The 16,106-nt window shown below is 46.3% G+C and carries 11 protein-coding genes; 7 read left to right on the top strand and 4 right to left on the bottom strand.

Annotated features, from left to right (window positions below; translation table 11 throughout):
- Positions 1-38: 38 nt before the first annotated feature.
- The 3 genes from R7P80_RS11885 to R7P80_RS11895 all read left to right on the top strand — a co-directional run bounded on the left by R7P80_RS11885 (position 39) and on the right by R7P80_RS11895 (position 5,415).
- A complete protein-coding gene (locus R7P80_RS11885; RefSeq protein WP_225491638.1) occupies positions 39-3,554 on the top strand; it encodes a hypothetical protein in 3,516 nt (1,171 codons plus the stop codon).
- A gap of 9 nt (positions 3,555-3,563) precedes the next feature.
- Complete coding sequence (locus R7P80_RS11890; RefSeq protein ID WP_206959025.1) at positions 3,564-4,469, top strand: OmpA family protein; 906 nt, start codon at positions 3,564-3,566, stop codon at positions 4,467-4,469.
- Between the two features lie 97 nt (positions 4,470-4,566).
- Complete coding sequence (locus R7P80_RS11895) at positions 4,567-5,415, top strand: mechanosensitive ion channel family protein (RefSeq protein WP_005375171.1); 849 nt, start codon at positions 4,567-4,569, stop codon at positions 5,413-5,415.
- 95 nt (positions 5,416-5,510) lie between these two features.
- Here the strand turns inward: R7P80_RS11895 and fhuB are convergent, their stop codons facing one another.
- Genes fhuB through R7P80_RS11915 form a run of 4 tightly spaced genes read right to left on the bottom strand, consistent with a single transcriptional unit; the run spans position 5,511 to position 11,334 of the window.
- Positions 5,511-7,478, bottom strand: a complete 1,968-nt coding sequence (fhuB, locus tag R7P80_RS11900) for a Fe(3+)-hydroxamate ABC transporter permease FhuB (protein ID WP_137283049.1) — start codon at positions 7,476-7,478, stop codon at positions 5,511-5,513.
- The gene (locus tag R7P80_RS11905) at positions 7,475-8,404 is read right to left on the bottom strand and encodes an iron-siderophore ABC transporter substrate-binding protein (RefSeq protein ID WP_170897555.1); all 930 of its coding nucleotides are present in this window, start codon (positions 8,402-8,404) and stop codon (positions 7,475-7,477) included. Before R7P80_RS11905 ends, fhuB begins: the two co-directional genes overlap by 4 nt.
- Complete coding sequence (locus R7P80_RS11910) at positions 8,395-9,180, bottom strand: ABC transporter ATP-binding protein (protein WP_005375174.1); 786 nt, start codon at positions 9,178-9,180, stop codon at positions 8,395-8,397. Before R7P80_RS11910 ends, R7P80_RS11905 begins: the two co-directional genes overlap by 10 nt.
- A 51-nt stretch (positions 9,181-9,231) precedes the next feature.
- Positions 9,232-11,334 (bottom strand): TonB-dependent siderophore receptor, encoded by a 2,103-nt coding sequence (locus R7P80_RS11915; RefSeq protein ID WP_213971283.1) that lies wholly within the window; start codon positions 11,332-11,334, stop codon positions 9,232-9,234.
- Positions 11,335-11,479: 145 nt separating this feature from the next.
- On the opposite strand from R7P80_RS11915, the gene R7P80_RS11920 reads away from it, so the two are divergent.
- The 4 genes from R7P80_RS11920 (at position 11,480) to R7P80_RS11935 (ending at position 16,105) form a co-directional block, all read left to right on the top strand.
- Complete coding sequence (locus R7P80_RS11920) at positions 11,480-13,333, top strand: ABC transporter ATP-binding protein (RefSeq protein WP_033906862.1); 1,854 nt, start codon at positions 11,480-11,482, stop codon at positions 13,331-13,333.
- Between the two features lie 237 nt (positions 13,334-13,570).
- Positions 13,571-14,605: a DUF4118 domain-containing protein gene (locus R7P80_RS11925; RefSeq protein ID WP_042521742.1), complete on the top strand. Its 1,035-nt coding sequence runs from the start codon at positions 13,571-13,573 to the stop codon at positions 14,603-14,605.
- Entirely contained in the window at positions 14,602-15,300 is a 699-nt protein-coding gene (locus R7P80_RS11930; protein ID WP_225491639.1) for a response regulator transcription factor, read from the top strand. The genes R7P80_RS11925 and R7P80_RS11930 overlap by 4 nt, the downstream gene beginning before the upstream one ends.
- Positions 15,301-15,451: 151 nt before the next feature.
- The gene (locus tag R7P80_RS11935; RefSeq protein ID WP_005375180.1) at positions 15,452-16,105 is read left to right on the top strand and encodes a potassium channel family protein; all 654 of its coding nucleotides are present in this window, start codon (positions 15,452-15,454) and stop codon (positions 16,103-16,105) included.
- The last annotated feature ends 1 nt before the right edge of the window (position 16,106 follow it).

Below are 16,106 nucleotides of genomic sequence, written 5' to 3' on the forward strand. Positions count from 1 at the left end.
GACCCAGCCAACCACTCAAGCGGTTAAGCAGGATTATTATGATTAGATTTAGACAATCAAAACTGACAATGTGTATCGCGGCTGCGTTGCCAATACTTTCGTACGCGAAAGACACCAGCCAATTGGAGAAACTTGACAGTGACTCACTGGGTATTGAAGTAAAAGCTCACGAACAAACGGATAACTCGCGTATCTACCTAGACCAAGGTGCGATTTGGGTAAGCCGCGACATCATGCGATTTGACCCGGTACTTGACCTGAGCATTAGCAGCGATGTTGAAGTGAAAGATGGCAAGCCATTGCAAGAGATGAGCTTTGCTATCACAACCAACTTCAGCTACTACGTTGACCATTACCAACTGGAAGTCTTCCGTGGTGGTGACCGTGGCTTGGTTGACCCTTTAGCAGTGGTTGAAGGTCAGCAATTTGCCAACGATTTCAACATTGTTTGGGATGGCGCGACCGACCAAGAGTATCAATTTGAATCCAACACACAGCTGTTGTTCCGTTTAAAAGCCTTCGATAAAGACGGCAACATGGACGTGACGACGGTTGGTGTGATTGACCTTGTCGAGCCAGATTCTGAAGTCGATATCGACAAGAACGACGGTGAAGAAGAGCAAAGCCGCAAGCTTGGTAAAGCTCAGTTGATGCGTCACAACATTCCAACCTCTGCGGGTCTGGCAAGATTCATGGGTACGGGACTAAAAGGCGTCGATAAAGTCGTGATTGGCGAAGACGAGTTTGATGTGGAAGAGGGCGAGTTATACGCAGAACAGTACTTGCCAGCAGATGCGTATCTCTTCCCTACTCGTGTAGTATTCGACAGCGGTGAAGAGCGTCGCTACCAACTGTACGTGCGTATTCCTGATGAGTATTGGGTACAAGCAGGTCTTGCGGATTTCTACATCGGTAAAAACAAAGTGACGGGCAACTCCGCCGCATTAGCCGTCGACGAGCAATACCAAGATGACATCTATAACCAAGGACGCTTGGCGTACTTTGGTCAGGGTAAATTTGGCGACAAACTCAGAGTTACCACTCACTTTGATACTAAAGAGAGTGACGTGCGAGACATGTTTAAGAACCCGTTTGCCTCTGACTCATCCAGCGTATTCGACATTCTCGAAGACGACGATGAGATGTATTACGGCAACTATGGTGACAGTTCCAACATCTACAAAGTGGTAAATACCAAAGGTAAGGTTTATCTCAACGTTGAGTACGACAAATCCAATGTGTTGTGGGGTAACTACAACACTGGCATTACTGGCACCGACAACAACGATTACAACCGTAGCTTATACGGCTTTAAAGGTGACTACCGTACTCGTTCAACCACCAAGTTTGGTGAAGATCGTCTAAACATTGTTGGCTTTGCGGCTGAATCTGATTCACTCTTCGCTCACGATGAATTCCTAGGTACTGGTGGTTCGTTGTACTTCTTGCGTCATGGTGAAGTGGTACCGGGCAGTGACAAAGTGATGGTGAAAGTTGTCGACCCAGACAGCAGCATCACTGTGCAAGAAATGCCGCTGCAATCGGGGCGTGACTATGAAATCGACCCATACCAAGGCCGCATTATTCTGACCAGACCGCTGAACAACATCATTTCGGATAACTTTGGTGATGTGATAAACGACCAACCGAGTTCAGGATACAAAAACTATCTTGCGGTGGACTATGAATACGTCCCTCAAGGCAGTGACGCGCTTGACGCAATGACCGCTGGTGGTCGTGTGAAAGGTTGGGTGAACGACTACATCGGTGTGGGTGCAAACTACCAAACCGAAGAAAAAGACAACCAAGATTACGAAGCGTACGGCACGGACTTAACCTTGCGTGCATCTGAAGGGACGTACTTAAAAGCCGAATTCGGACACAGTAAAGGTCGTCAAACCGATTCCAACTACGTTTCTTTCGATGGCGGTTTAACCTTTACCCCAATTGGCAGCAACGCGGAAGATCGTGAAGGTGATATCTACCAAGTGAAAGGGGTGATGAACCTTTACGACTTAGCTCCTAACGTATTCTCTGCGGTGGGTAACGACGTTAAAGCTTGGTACAAATCCAAAGACGCAGGTTACAGTTTTGCTAGCCAAGATGATGACTTAGAGCAAGAGTCTTACGGTACCGAAATTCGTTTCCAAGCCACTGACCGAGTTGCTGTTAAGACGCGCTTTACCTCGGTTGAAGAGCGTGAATCCGATGGTGATTTGCGAACGGATACCCAGCAAGCGGAATTGGAAACCCAAGTTAAAGTCACCAAACACATCAAGATCTCGGCAGCGGGTAAACAAGTTGAAGAGCTAAACAACCAAGATGAAAAAGGCAAAGGCACGTTAGCGGGTCTGCGTGCTGACTACATCTGGGACAGCGACATCAACGTGTACATCAAAGGTCAGAAAACCGTAGGCCAAACAGACGAATACGACGAGAACGACAGCGTCACGCTCGGTGGTGAAACGCGAATTCTAGAAGACTTTGTGGTTGGCGCGGAATACACCACGGGTGATCGCGGCGATGCCGCAGAAGCGAGCGTGACGTATGACGTAACGGAAGATTACAGCACCTACTTAACCTACGTAGACGACACTTACGAAGGCAAAAACAACGTGATTGTCGGTCAACGTGCAGACCTGACTTCAACCGTCGATTTCTACCAAGAAAACCAATTTGTAGATGAGAACAACGGCAAAGGTCGTATTGACTCGTTTGGTTTTGGTTACGACATGAACGACGACATCGACATGGGGATTGGCTATCAAAAAGGCGAAATTGAAGACGACCAGAAGATCACCACAGAACGCCAAGCCGTGAGTGTGAGCACATCCATCGATGTCGATGACGTATTGTTCAAGAACAAAGTCGAGTACCGTGTCGACAAGACCGATGATTCCGCAGACCCAGATAAAAAACGTGTCGACCAATGGGTGACGACTAACCGTTACACACATCATCTAACGGAAGAGTACACCTTGTTTGGTAAGTTCAACTACTCACGCTCAGAGAGCAAATCGAGCGATAAAGTGTTGGCTCGTTTTATTGAGTCGACCGCAGGTTTAGCATATCGCCCAATCTACAACGACCGTTTGAACGTACTTTCTCGTTATACGTATTTGGTGGACTTCGACCAACTTAACCGCGATGTGGATTACAAAGATGAAGAAAGCCACATCATCGAAATCGAAGGTATCTACTCGTTGGATGCAAACTGGGATTTAGGCGCGAAATACGCTTATAAGGACAAGCATGAAATCTTCACTCGTCAGTCAGGCGAAGACATTCCAGTCGACAGTAAAATTTCTCTCTACGGTTTGAGTGCCTCTTACCGTGTTATGAAAGATTGGGACGTGACTGGTGAGTACCACTGGAAGACGGACAGCACCTACGACGAGTTAGAGCAGGGAGCATTGGTTTCGGTTAACAAACATTTGAGCGACAACTTCAAAGTCGGCGTGGGTTACAACTTCTCAGGCTTTGATGGCAATCTAGCGAATGATGACGATTACGATGCATCAGGCGTGTTCATTAACCTAGTTGGTAAGTTATAAGAGGGCGATATGAAAACGACGATTCGTTTGTTAAGCGGCATGATCGCAGGGGCAATATTGGCAGGTTGTTCGGCGGATGCGTATGTAAGCCAAGAGAACCGAGAAAAGTTTGCCGATGTCAATGTCTCCAAGTTTCTGATCAGTGAATGTTTGGCACCGCAACGCGAAATCCATATTGCGGTAGCCGAGCATTTCGACTTCGATAAATCCATCATTCGTGAAGCCGATGCGGCAAGCCTAGGTGCGTTCATCCGTGATATTCAAGGCTTGAGCGGACGCATCACGATTGTTGGTCACACCGATTTTAAAGGCTCTGACGAATATAACGAGAAGCTGTCTATGCGACGCGCTGAATCGGTAGAAGCGTACCTTCAGCAGCAACTCGACCCAGAGCAATACGATTGGGAAGTGAAGCACTTTGGTGAGTCGCAGCCGCTAGCGTTGGGTAAATCGGATCAAGCTCGTGCTGAAAACCGTCGTGCTTACGTGATGTTTGAAGAGGCGAAGAAGTACGAAGAGATGCCTTTCTGTGAGCCGCCAAAACCAGAACGTAAGATCTACATGGCGATGACACCACACTTCGATTTCGATAAGTCGGAATTAAAACCGGAAGACCTTTCACAATTAGATGATTTCATCGCAAAACTGCAAGGTTTAGAAGGTAGCATTATGGTGGCTGGTCATACCGACCAAGTGGGTTCGCTCTCTTATAATGAACAATTGGCGGAGCGAAGAGCGCAAACCGTGGTGGCGTATCTCAAGACGAAACTCGATCCATCGCAGTTTGTGTGGGAAGTAAAAGCCTTTGGTGAGCTTCAACCTGTGATCAACGAAGAATCTCCAGAAGCCAATGCTTTAAACCGCCGTGCGTTTATCGTATTTAAAGAGAGTGAACTGGGGCTACCGACTGAATAATTTGGTAAGGTTGTCCTCTCGCAAGCTAGCTATCTGTTTTCTGAGCGATATTTAGCATGAAAGGTCAACCTATCTAAACCAAACAGGGAGTCGGGTAATGGAGAAAGTGCAGTTAGTTGTCGATTTTCTTCTCACTCATAAATTGATTTTTACCGCACTGATCTTTGCGATTATGTGGTTAATTCGTCGTGCAATTTTATCGATGATTCGTGGTGATCACGCTTTTCTCTCAGAAGATCAGCGTAGTTGGATGTCCAGAACTAAAAATGGCACCTTTGCTGTTACATTACTGATTTTATTTATTTTATGGCAATCAGAAATTAACGAGTTTGCTCTGAGTGTAACGGCGATTGCCGTTGCCATTGTAGTGGCATCCAAAGAAATCATTTTGTGTTTTACGGGTTCGATTCAAAGAGCAAGTTCACGTTCTTTTCGCGTTGGGGACTGGATTGAGGTCGGGAAGTTATGCGGTGAAGTGATTGAGCACAATATGATGGCGACGGTGATTCAAGAGATCGACCTGCATCATGGGCAATATCATTACACCGGCAAAACAGCGACATTGCCTAATAGTATGTTCTTTACCTATCCAGTAAAGAACCTCAACTTCATGAAGCGGTACGTTTACCACAACTTTTCTGTAGTGGTGAAAGACTTCGTCAATTTGTATCCACTGCTACCGATTTTAACTGATAAAATTGAAGAACATTGCAGTTACTTTGCTGATGTTGCACATCGTTACAATGCGATGATTGAAAAACATGCCGGTGTTGACCTTCCTGGTTCTGAGCCACATATGCATATTTCTAGTAACATTAATGGTGAACAAATTCTGCACGTGATGATTTTCTGCCCAACCGATAAAGCGAACCACTTAGAGCACTTAATTCGTAAGGACTTTATGGAACTTTATGAGCAGCGTTTTCCTGTAGTGCGAGAAGAATAGAGCATCGTACTTCGCCTTTAATTTCAAACCCCGCTATCAAAATCGCGGGGTTTGTGTTTCTTAGCGTATTTTTAGGCAGTCACAATATTCCCAACTTAGCTGAATTTACTCTTCAGCATTAAAAATAGGAAGTAAGTGCTGCCTATAATAGCGACCAACGTGCCAGCTGCGACCTGACTTGGATAAATAGCGATTTGTCCTAGCCAATCTGCCCACAACATTAGGGTTGCGCCAATTAAGGCACCGACACACAGTTGCTCTTTCACTTTTCTTGCTCCTAACATCATCGCCATATGGGGAGCGACCAAGCCAACAAAAGATATTGGACCAACTGTAGCCGTAGAAAAGGCGCATAACAAAGCAACGATGGTGAGCATAAGCGTATTGGCTACGGTAGGGTTAAGCCCTCGTGCATTTGAGAATTGTCGCCCGATGGAAATTAGTGTTAGCCAACGAGAAATCGAGAATACAGCGGCAAGCAGAACTATTATGGCCAAACATAGCATCAGTGCGGTGTCGGCTGTGACTCGATAAATAGAACCAGTTAGCCACAATAAAATTTTGTAACTGTCACCAGAACCTTGAGCTAGCGAAAATTGAACGAGAGCTTCTAATAGTGCCGTTAGTGCGATGCCGGACAACACGAAGTTAGATGGATTAAAATGGCTTCGTTTACCGATAATCAGCAATAACATCAATACGGACATACTTCCGAAAAAAGCGATACCCCAGCTAAATGCGGAGAGAAGCGACCCAGCGATGACTCCTGTCGTAATAATGGCAAACGTGGCTCCGGAAGACACACCGAGAATATCGGGACTTGCCAGAGGGTTATAAACAATGCGTTGCAAAATGATTCCAGCAACGGATAGCGCAATACCGACAGAAAGTGCGGTTAACATTCGCGGCCAACGCAATTGCCATTGGAACTCACCTGGCACAGACCATTGAATTCCGTTTATACCATGGGTAACGAATGAGTAAGCTAGAGTCCCAACCAGACTGAATAGCGCAATGCTGCATACCGCGCGTTTAGAAAGCGCCGTTTTTCCTTGGCTCATTGAAAGGTTAAGTTGATCGGTTGCCGTCAGCTTTTTACGAGTAAACCAAATTAAAGCGGGAGCGCCAATAGCTGCAGCCGCTACGCCGCTAGGAATGGTTTCCTCTAACCATAAGCTCAGCGAGATAGCGGCAGAGTCTGTGATGATTAGTAGCATTGCGCCCAAAAGCATGCTGCTGATCAATTCGTCGCGCGGTGTTCTTGCCCCCATCGCTCTGGCAATATTGGGTGTCAGTAATCCGATGAAGCTGATAATACCAACTGCGGTGATGGAGGCTGATACCAGCCAGATACCCATCACCATTAATGCACCAAACGCGGGTAATACCGCTAAGCCTCGGGCTGCTGCGCCTTCTTGTCCCAGTTTCATTAAGGTCAGAATACGTGGTGCGACGATCAAAATTACGATTGCGATAGCGCAGCGAGGCAATAACCACTCAAACCAATCCCAGCTGTATTGAGAGAGGTCTCCTGCTCCCCACATAAAAATATTCTGTGCGAACTGGGCGTTTAAAATAATAATGGCTGTGGCGATAGAACCGAGCAAGATATTGATCACCATCCCCGAAACGACCAACGGCAAACCTGTCATATTACGCACACCGGCAATTGATACGATCAGGCCAAACGCCACTAAAGCCCCAAACATTGCGGCTAATGCAGAGTAATCGGCGACCCAATCGACGAACCAAATGTTTACCACGACTAATGCAAGCCAAGCACCAGAAGAGGTGCCAAGAGTCAACGGCGAGGTGAGGTTATTCTGCGTTAATTGCTGCATTAAGCTGCCGGTGAGACCAAGCATGGCACCAACAAGCAGGGTCATACTTAACCTAGGAAGTTGCGCTTGCGTAAAGAATACATCACGAAACTCGGTTGCTACCTCTGGTTTTGTTAATAATTGCCATTGTTCGAAAAGTGATAAATTAGTATCAATTTGTAGGCTAAAGACGCTAAGTAATGTAATCAGCGCCAGATAACCAATATAATGTTTCGTTCTCATTGTTCTGGTGCCAACTCTATTAGACTGTCGGTAATCGCTTCAGCGGTGTATTGCAAAGACATGGCACCGCCATACGCCCACACTGCTCTGACTGAATTTACCCGCTGCTTTTTCACAAACGGCATCGCTTGCCAAAGTGGCGACTCTTTCAGTTTTCGTTCTCCTGGGAAAGGTTGTACGTAGAGAACGTAGCTGTTTTGAAGGCTCTGAAGCCGATTGATTCGATCTTGCTTTACTCCCCACGCACGTGGGTCCTCTTTAATTGGAGCCTGTAATCCCAGTTTTCTAACCACGTAGTCAGTGGTGGAGTTTTCGGTTGCAAGTAATACAGTATTCGGAGTTGAAAATCGCATCACAAGAACGCTGAGTGGAGCAGAGTAATAGTGGCGAATTCGCTGGCGCATCTGCGCAAATGAAGCATCTAATTCTGCCAATTTCTGTTCAGCAAGTGCCTCTTTATTGAATAGCTTGCCGAGCGTACGAAAGTGACGAATGGCCGTTTCAGCTGCGGCCTCATTTTCAGAAAAATTAGGTAAATAGATTACCGGAGCAATTTGTTTGAGTAACGGAATCAAGTCTTGCTGTGGAGACGCAGCAAGGATGACATCTGGTTTCAAACTGGCTATTTTTTCTAAGTTGGGTTCTGCTCGGGTCCCAATATCTTCAATTGACTCTGGTGCGGTTGGATTGACGACCCATTGGCGGTAGCCTGGTAAATTTGGGGCTGCGATTGGTTCTACGTTTAGCGCCAAAACTTGTTCTAAGATGTCCCAGTTTAAGGCAACAACGCGTTGAGGCGCTTGCTCAAAACTATGCTCACCATATTCATCGGTAACGGTGATGACTGCATGTGCATTGGTCATAAAAAATGCGAGGAGAAAAGCAGATTGTGTAACCACAGTAAGTAAACGAGCTATTATGCGCATACAACAGCCACCTTTTGGCTCGCTAATGTGTTAGCCGGGCTTGGGTGTTCAATCAGCTTAATTGGTGACTCATATAGTTTAGAAAGGCGTGCCTCGTCTAACAACATGTCGGCGTTGCCTTCAAAGGCAATCTTACCTTTTTTGAGCGCAACAATGTGGGTGGCGTAGCGCAGTGCTAAGTTCAGATCGTGCAGGATCACGATAATGCCTACATTCTCGGTTCGATTCAGTTCTGCCAGCAGCGCCATTAGTTGAAACTGATGGTGAACATCGAGCGCCGAGGTTGGCTCATCGAGAATTAAAATTGGCGATTGTTGAGCCAGTAGCATAGACACCCAAGCGCGTTGGCGCTCGCCGCCCGATAAGTCATCCGCCAAAGCTTGAGCAAAAGGTGTAACTCCTGTTCGTTCCATAGCCTGCGTGATGATCTGTTTGTCTTCGGTTTTCCAACGACCAAGTGCCCCACGCCACGGAAAGCGACCTAAGCGCACTAGCTCTTCTACCGTTAAACCAGCCGAAGAGGGCAGCTTTTGTGGCAAATAGGCGATCTGTTTTGCCAACTCTTTGGTTTTAAGTGATGAAAGGGAAGTATCGTTTAGTGTTACCGTGCCTTTATCTGGCGACATTTGACCAGAAAGCAGGTTCACCAGTGTCGACTTACCTGAACCGTTATGGCCTAAAACGACCGTTAGCTCATTTGTTGGGATGTTAAGTTGTTCGATGCCGAGGATCTGACGTCCACCTCGCACGATCTCAATATTAGACAGTTGAAACATGGATGGCTCTTAGGAGAAAACTCCCCTCAATAGAGGGGAGTAGAAGTACAATTACCAGCGGTAGTTTGCGTTTAGCATAACAGAGCGAGACTGGCCGTAGTAACACCAGTAATCGCAACCTGAAACAAACTCTTTATCTAGGATGTTGTTCACGTTTAGCTGTGCTTGCCACTGTGAAGTGATGTCGTAAGTGACTGACGCATCCCAAAGAGTGACAGAAGGAACCGTTAGGTTCGAGCTCTTAGGGTTATCTTTTGACTCACCTACGTAGCGCACACCAGTACCGATATTGAGGCCTGGAATCAGGCTGTAGGCGCTGTAGTCTACCCATGCAGACGCTTGATGCTCAGGAATAAGTGCGGCTTGTTTTTTACCTTGGCCAAAGCTCTCATCTGTTTTCGCTTTAGTGTAGGTGTAGCTTGCCATCAGTTTTAGATCGTCGGTTAGCTGCGCCGTGCTTTCTAGCTCAACACCTTGAGATGTCACTTCACCTGTTTGTGTCGCAATCCATGTTGATGGGTTAGTGACCAACGCGTTCTTTTGCGTGATGTCGAACCATGCAAGGTTGATAAAGCCATCCATAAAGCTTGGCTCATACTTTACACCCACTTCTACTTGCTCGCCTTCCAGCGGTTTGTAAAGTTCATTGGTTGCCGCATCAATAGTGCTGATCACTTCAAACGACTGAGAGTAGTTTACGTAAGGTGACAGGCCATTGTTTGCAAGGTACATCACACCCGCACTTAGAGAGAGCTGACCATCATCACGAGATTCACTTTGATCAACGGTAGCGCCTTTGCCAGAGTTTTCTGTTTTCACCCAGTCGTAACGAGCACCTATGTTACCAATCCACTGTTCATGCAGTTTCAATTGGTATTGTGAATAGAGACTTGCTTGAGATTTCTCAATCTCACGTTTCACGTTGTTGGCAGGATCAAGAGGGGTGAAGTTGCCGTAAACTGGGTTCCACGGGTTGATAGTGCCAAATGCATAGTTGTCTTGCTCGTCGCCATCGGTTTTGTGGAATTGCAGATCCATACCGATAAGCACTGTGTGCTCTGCGTTGTCTGTCATCCAGTTGCCGACAGCATTGTTATCGAACGTGATGCTCTGGTTTTTTCCGTCACGGAATACGATGCCTTGCGTTAATTCTTCTTTCGCTGGATCGTTGTTTGAGAACGCGTAAGAGCTGCGCAAGTACAACTCATTCGAACCGTAGTTGAGGTTTTGCGAGAGTGACCACGTGTCATTGATGTCGTGCTCTAGTAAGTAACCCAGAGAAAACTGCGTGCGTTCGTATTTATCGTAGTTTGGCTGACCAAGGTTAGTCGAAGGATCGATTTTGCCAAAGTTAGAACCAATCAGAGTACCTGCTGCTGGGAAGAATGGGTTAGTTGGTACACCGTCATCACGAAGGTAAGTTGCCAAAACGGTCAGCATTGTACGGTCAGAAATGTCGAACTCGACACTTGGCGCTAGGTAGAAACGCTCGTTGTTTGTGCCGTCCAGTTCACCATCTTGGCTTATCATCAAGCCAACCAAACGATAGCGCACAGTGCCTGCGTCGTTTGCTTCGTCAGCAATGTCAAAACCTACGGATTGGTGTTGGTTGTTGCCAACTTCGACTTTTACTTCGCCTTGAGGCGTAAACGTTGGTTTTTTCTGAACAGCATTCACGATACCGCCTGGTGCCGATTCACCAAACAGAATAGCCGATGGACCTTTAACGACTTCTACACTTTCTAGGCCGTAAGGTTCGACCAACCATGTGTAGTAACCATCGCGGAATAGGCGGTTGCCGTTTAGGTAAGTCGCTGCATCAAATCCACGAACTTTGAACCAATCAGTGTCGTTGTCTGCGCCATAAGGCTGAGCGGTTACCCCAGACGTGTAGCGTAATGCTTCATCTAGCTTTTTCGGTGCACGAATACGAAGTTCATCTTCAGAAATGATAGATACGCTGCGCGGCGTTTCTGCTGCCGGGGTTTCTACTTTAAGTGCTTGCGCGGTGACCGTTATGGTCTCCATGGCAATCACGTCATCTTGTACGACGTCTTCTTGAGCTTGTGCTGTGAATGCAACCACTGCTGTAGGTGCTAAAGCACAAACCAACGCGTTGCGGATAGCGATGGTCAGTGAGTTATTCTTTTGCATAAATCTATTCCCGATAATTATGATTAACGCTAAGCTTAATTGTAATTATTATCATTTGAGCTTTTGTTTCGGTATTTTACTGACTTTTGTATCAAAAGATAGTAAAACGTTCGCAAATTCATTCGCGGTACCTAAAGTCATTGTTATGTTCAATTGGTTTGAAAAGCTGACCCAACCCTTTCCCCAGATGGAAACCGAAAAGCCACCGAAGACGCTATTTGGCTTTTGTCGTTTTTACACTCGTGGCTTTGAAGCCCCTTTACTCGTTATGGCTGTGTTCAGTGCGCTTATTGCCATTACTGAGGTGACGCTGTTGCGTTATATGGGCGAGCTCGTCGATATTCTCTCTAATCAAGATCGCGCAACATTCTGGCAAGACCAGGGTGATCGCATGCTAATGATGCTGTTCTTAGTGGCGGTTGTGATGCCAGCTCTCGGTTTTGTCCACTCAATGGTGATGCACCAAACGTTATTGGGTAACTACCCGATGTCTATCCGTTGGTTGATTCACCGTTACTTGCTAAAACAAGCGGTTGGATTTTTCCAGCGTGACTTTGCAGGCCGAGTTGCGACCAAAGTGATGCAAAGTGCGTTAGCGGTACGAGAAACGGTCATGAAGCTGGTGGATGTACTGGTTTATATCAGCGTTTATTTTCTTTCGATGCTCTGGATGATGGGCGAAGCTGATGGTTTGCTAATGTTGCCTATTGTGATTTGGATAGGAATGTACGCGGTTATCCAGTTCTACTTTATCCCTAAAATGAAACAAGTAGCGACGGAGCAAGCGGATGCTCGTTCTGTAATGACTGGGCGCATTGTCGATTCTTACACCAACATATCTACCGTAAAGCTATTCGCGCACTCGCAACGAGAGTTGGAATACGCAGAAAGCAGCATGAAGCAATTTTTGGTGACGGTTTACCGCCAAATGCGCATGGTGACTTGTTTACTGTTTAGTGTGGATGCCATCAACTATTTGCTGCTGATGTCTATTAGTGCCATTTCGGTTTATCTATGGCTAGATCACGCTGTAACAATTGGTGCTATTGCGATTGCCATCAGTATTGCATTGCGCGTACAAGGTATGTCGAAGTGGATCATGTGGGAAGTTAGCGCGCTGTTTGAAAACATTGGCACGGTAGTGGACGGCATCAATACGATTTCAAACGATGTTGAAGTGAAAGATGTACCAAATGCTAAGCCTTTGCAAATCTCCCAAGGTGAGATCTGCTTTGATCACGTAGGTTTTAACTACAGTGATGAAAAGGCAGTATTTGAGAACTTGAATCTGACCATTAAACCGGGCGAAAAAGTCGGCATTGTCGGTCGCTCTGGGGCAGGTAAATCCACGTTGGTTAACTTGTTGCTGCGTTTTTACGATGTGAATACGGGTAAGATTTGTATTGATGGACAGGACATTTCTCAAGTCGAACAAGAGTCGCTTCGCCAACACATCGGTATGATCACGCAAGACACCTCTTTGCTGCATCGTTCAATTAAAGAGAACATTCTTTACGGTGATCCAGATGCTTCAATGGATGCCGTTATCGCAGCTGCTGAGAAAGCACATGCTCATGATTTCATTCAATCTCTACGAGACGAGCAAGGTAACGTTGGCTATGACGTTGAAGTGGGTGAACGCGGTGTGAAGCTGTCTGGTGGTCAGCGTCAACGTGTGGCGATTGCTCGCGTGCTGCTGAAAAACGCGCCAATTTTGATCATGGATGAAGCAACGTCTGCACTTGATTCAGAAGTAGAATCGGCAATTCAAGAAAACCTTGAAGTTCTGATGGAAGGAAAAACAGTGATTGCGATTGCTCACCGTTTATCAACGATTGCCGCGATGGATCGTTTGATTGTAATGGATGACGGCAAAATCATTGAGCAAGGCTCGCATTACGAGCTGCTGCAATTGGGTGGTGTTTACGCTCAGTTGTGGAAGCATCAAACCGGCGGATTTTTGTCTGAGCAAGGTGATGCTCAACTGCAAGTCATCTAATATGACGCTACACGAAAGAGGAGCAAATGCTCCTCTTTTTTGTGTCTGTCGTTTATACCGAGTAAGTAGGCGTTAATGGGCAACGTTAACTTGTGATTATTCATTGAGTTAGGCCAACTTAATGATGATTATGTTTATAACTCACTGTCGTTATTGAATTTTTTACGCTTTTTTTACGCGAACTCCGAATGGGCTTTTGCTAAAGTTTTCTACATCGAATTTTGGTTGATGTATTTTATGTTTGTTCAATGGCGAGATAACACCTTTCTCTTTTCTACTACCGTGATTGTTGGCGCGGTTGTGGTCTCATGGCTGTTAGACCAACTGTTTGGCTCTACAGCCGCAGTCCTGCTGATTTTACAGTTAGCAGTCGTGGTAGTGGCGTTTCAATGCAACTCGCGATTCGCTTATGCGGCGGCGGTGATCGAAGCGTTGAGCTTCAACTTCTTTTTCACGACGCCTCGTTACTCTTTGCAGATGTTTCGTCCGGAAGACATTTTTAATTTAGTCGTGTTTATGGTGGTGGCATTTATCACCAGCACCTTTGCGGATCTTTATCGTCGCCAGCAGGGAGAATTAAAACAAACCAAGCTGCAAAACAGCATCCTGCTATCGGTGTCCCATGACCTACGCACGCCGTTGGCAACCATTATTGGAACACTGACCACACTCAACGAGTACATGCCCAAGCTCAATGACTTAGAGCGCAAAGAATTGCTCGACAGTGCGACTTCAGAAAGCCACCGCTTGCATCAATATATAGAGAACCTCTTACAGGCGACTAAGCTCCAACACGGCACATTAAAAATTACCAAAAAAGATGAGCCTATTGCGAATATTGTGCGGGATGCGGTTTCTCGTTTGCCGAATTACACCGAGAAAGTATCCATGAATATGGATGATGCCGTTGGCTATTTGTCAGTAAGTCGTTCGCTCATCGAACAAGCGATTTTTAATGTGCTGGATAATGCCATGCGATTTTCACCAGAGAATGAATCTGTCGAGGTTTCACTTTCTAAGCAGGGTTCGTCGTGCGTGATTGATGTTCGGGACATGGGGATTGGCATCAAAGCTGAAGATGCGGAAAAAATATTCAACCTTTTCTATTCCGGTGTGAACAACAAATCGGCCGATTCAGGCACCGGAATGGGACTCGCGGTTGCCAAAGGCATCATCATCGCACACCAAGGAGAGATTCAATCTATGCCAGTATCAGAAGGGACGCTGATCCGCATTCTACTTCCACTCAATCAAGGAGCAGAGCAGGCGTGAGTTACAAAGTTTTAGTCGTGGACGATGAGCCTCGCATTCATACCTTTATTCGAATTTCGCTGTCTGCTGAAGGGTTTGATTACATTGGCGCGAGTACCATTGCAGAAGCCAAAGCGTGTTTCGAAGCACATTCGCCGCACGTCATTCTGCTAGATTTAGGCTTGCCCGACGGCGATGGGAAGGAGTTTCTCACTACGCTTCGTCAGACGTATAAAACGCCAGTGCTAGTGCTGACGGCTCGCGATCAAGAAGAGGAAAAAATCCGCCTTTTAGAAGCGGGCGCAAATGATTACTTGAGCAAGCCTTTTGGCGTAAAAGAGCTCATCGCGCGCATCAAAGTGTTGGTTCGAGATTTGGTGGATGAGCAATCCATCGCTGATGAGCTGGTGGCTGGCCGAGTCAAAATCATCAAAAGTACTCACCAATTTTGGTTAGATCAGAGGGAAATTCCACTCACCAAGAAAGAGTTTTCATTCATTGAACAGTTGATTCTCAAACCGGGAAAACTCATTGAGCAAACTCATTTGCTAACGGTGATTTGGGGAAAAAGTCATGTCGAAGATACTCACTACTTACGCGTGTTAGTGAGTCAACTACGCAAAAAACTGAACGATAGTGCTGACGAACAGCGGCTCTTAAAAACCGAGCCGGGGCTGGGTTATCGTTTAGTGCTAGAGGCGTCCAAGCACCACTAAATTCCAAATTTAATCAACGTTAATGCCAAGGTTTAGTGCTGGTTATCGGCACTCGAACAGGATTCGTGTTGCCTATTTTCCGTGACGGAAAATCAGTCTAGCCCTTAACGCATTAGCATTTTCTATACATAAAACACAGTTAGGTATTGATATGGCTCACTTTACAGTAATTGGTCTAGGGCGATTTGGCGTTGCCGCCAGCTTAGAACTTATTCATCTTGGACACACCGTAACGGGGGTGGATAGCGACCCGAAAATCGTCGAAAAATACGTCGAGGAGTTAACGCAAGCGGTCATATGTGACGCAACAGACGAAGGTGCACTCAGAGAATTAGCGTTAGCGAACAGTGATGTGGTGTTGGTGGCGATTGGCGAAGACATGCAAGCCAGTTTGTTGTGTACGCTGGCGCTGAAAAATCTGGGTGTGAAATCCATTTGGGTCAAAGCGAGCACCAAAGCACACCACACCATCGTGTCTAAGCTTGGTGTACAACGCATTATTCATCCGGAAGAGGAGATGGGCGTAAGAGTCGCGCAGGCACTCAACTATCCGATGGTGAACAACTATTTGGAAATGGGGCATGGCTTGTATGTGGTGGAAATCCACGTTAAATCCAATCTGCACGATACGCCGCTTTCTAAGTTGATCAGCCGAGGCAGTTACAACATTCAGCCTATCTTGGTGAAGCGCGAAGAAGCCGTCTACACCAATATCAATGATGAGTTTGTGCTTAATGAGTTCGACACGCTGCTGCTTTGCGGTAGTCGCGCTGAGCTGAAATACGTCGCTCCAAGGTTGGTGTAAC

Origin of the sequence: Vibrio sp. 2092 (assembly GCF_033339635.1) — a bacterium.
Classification (GTDB): Bacteria; Pseudomonadota; Gammaproteobacteria; order Enterobacterales; family Vibrionaceae; genus Vibrio; species Vibrio alginolyticus.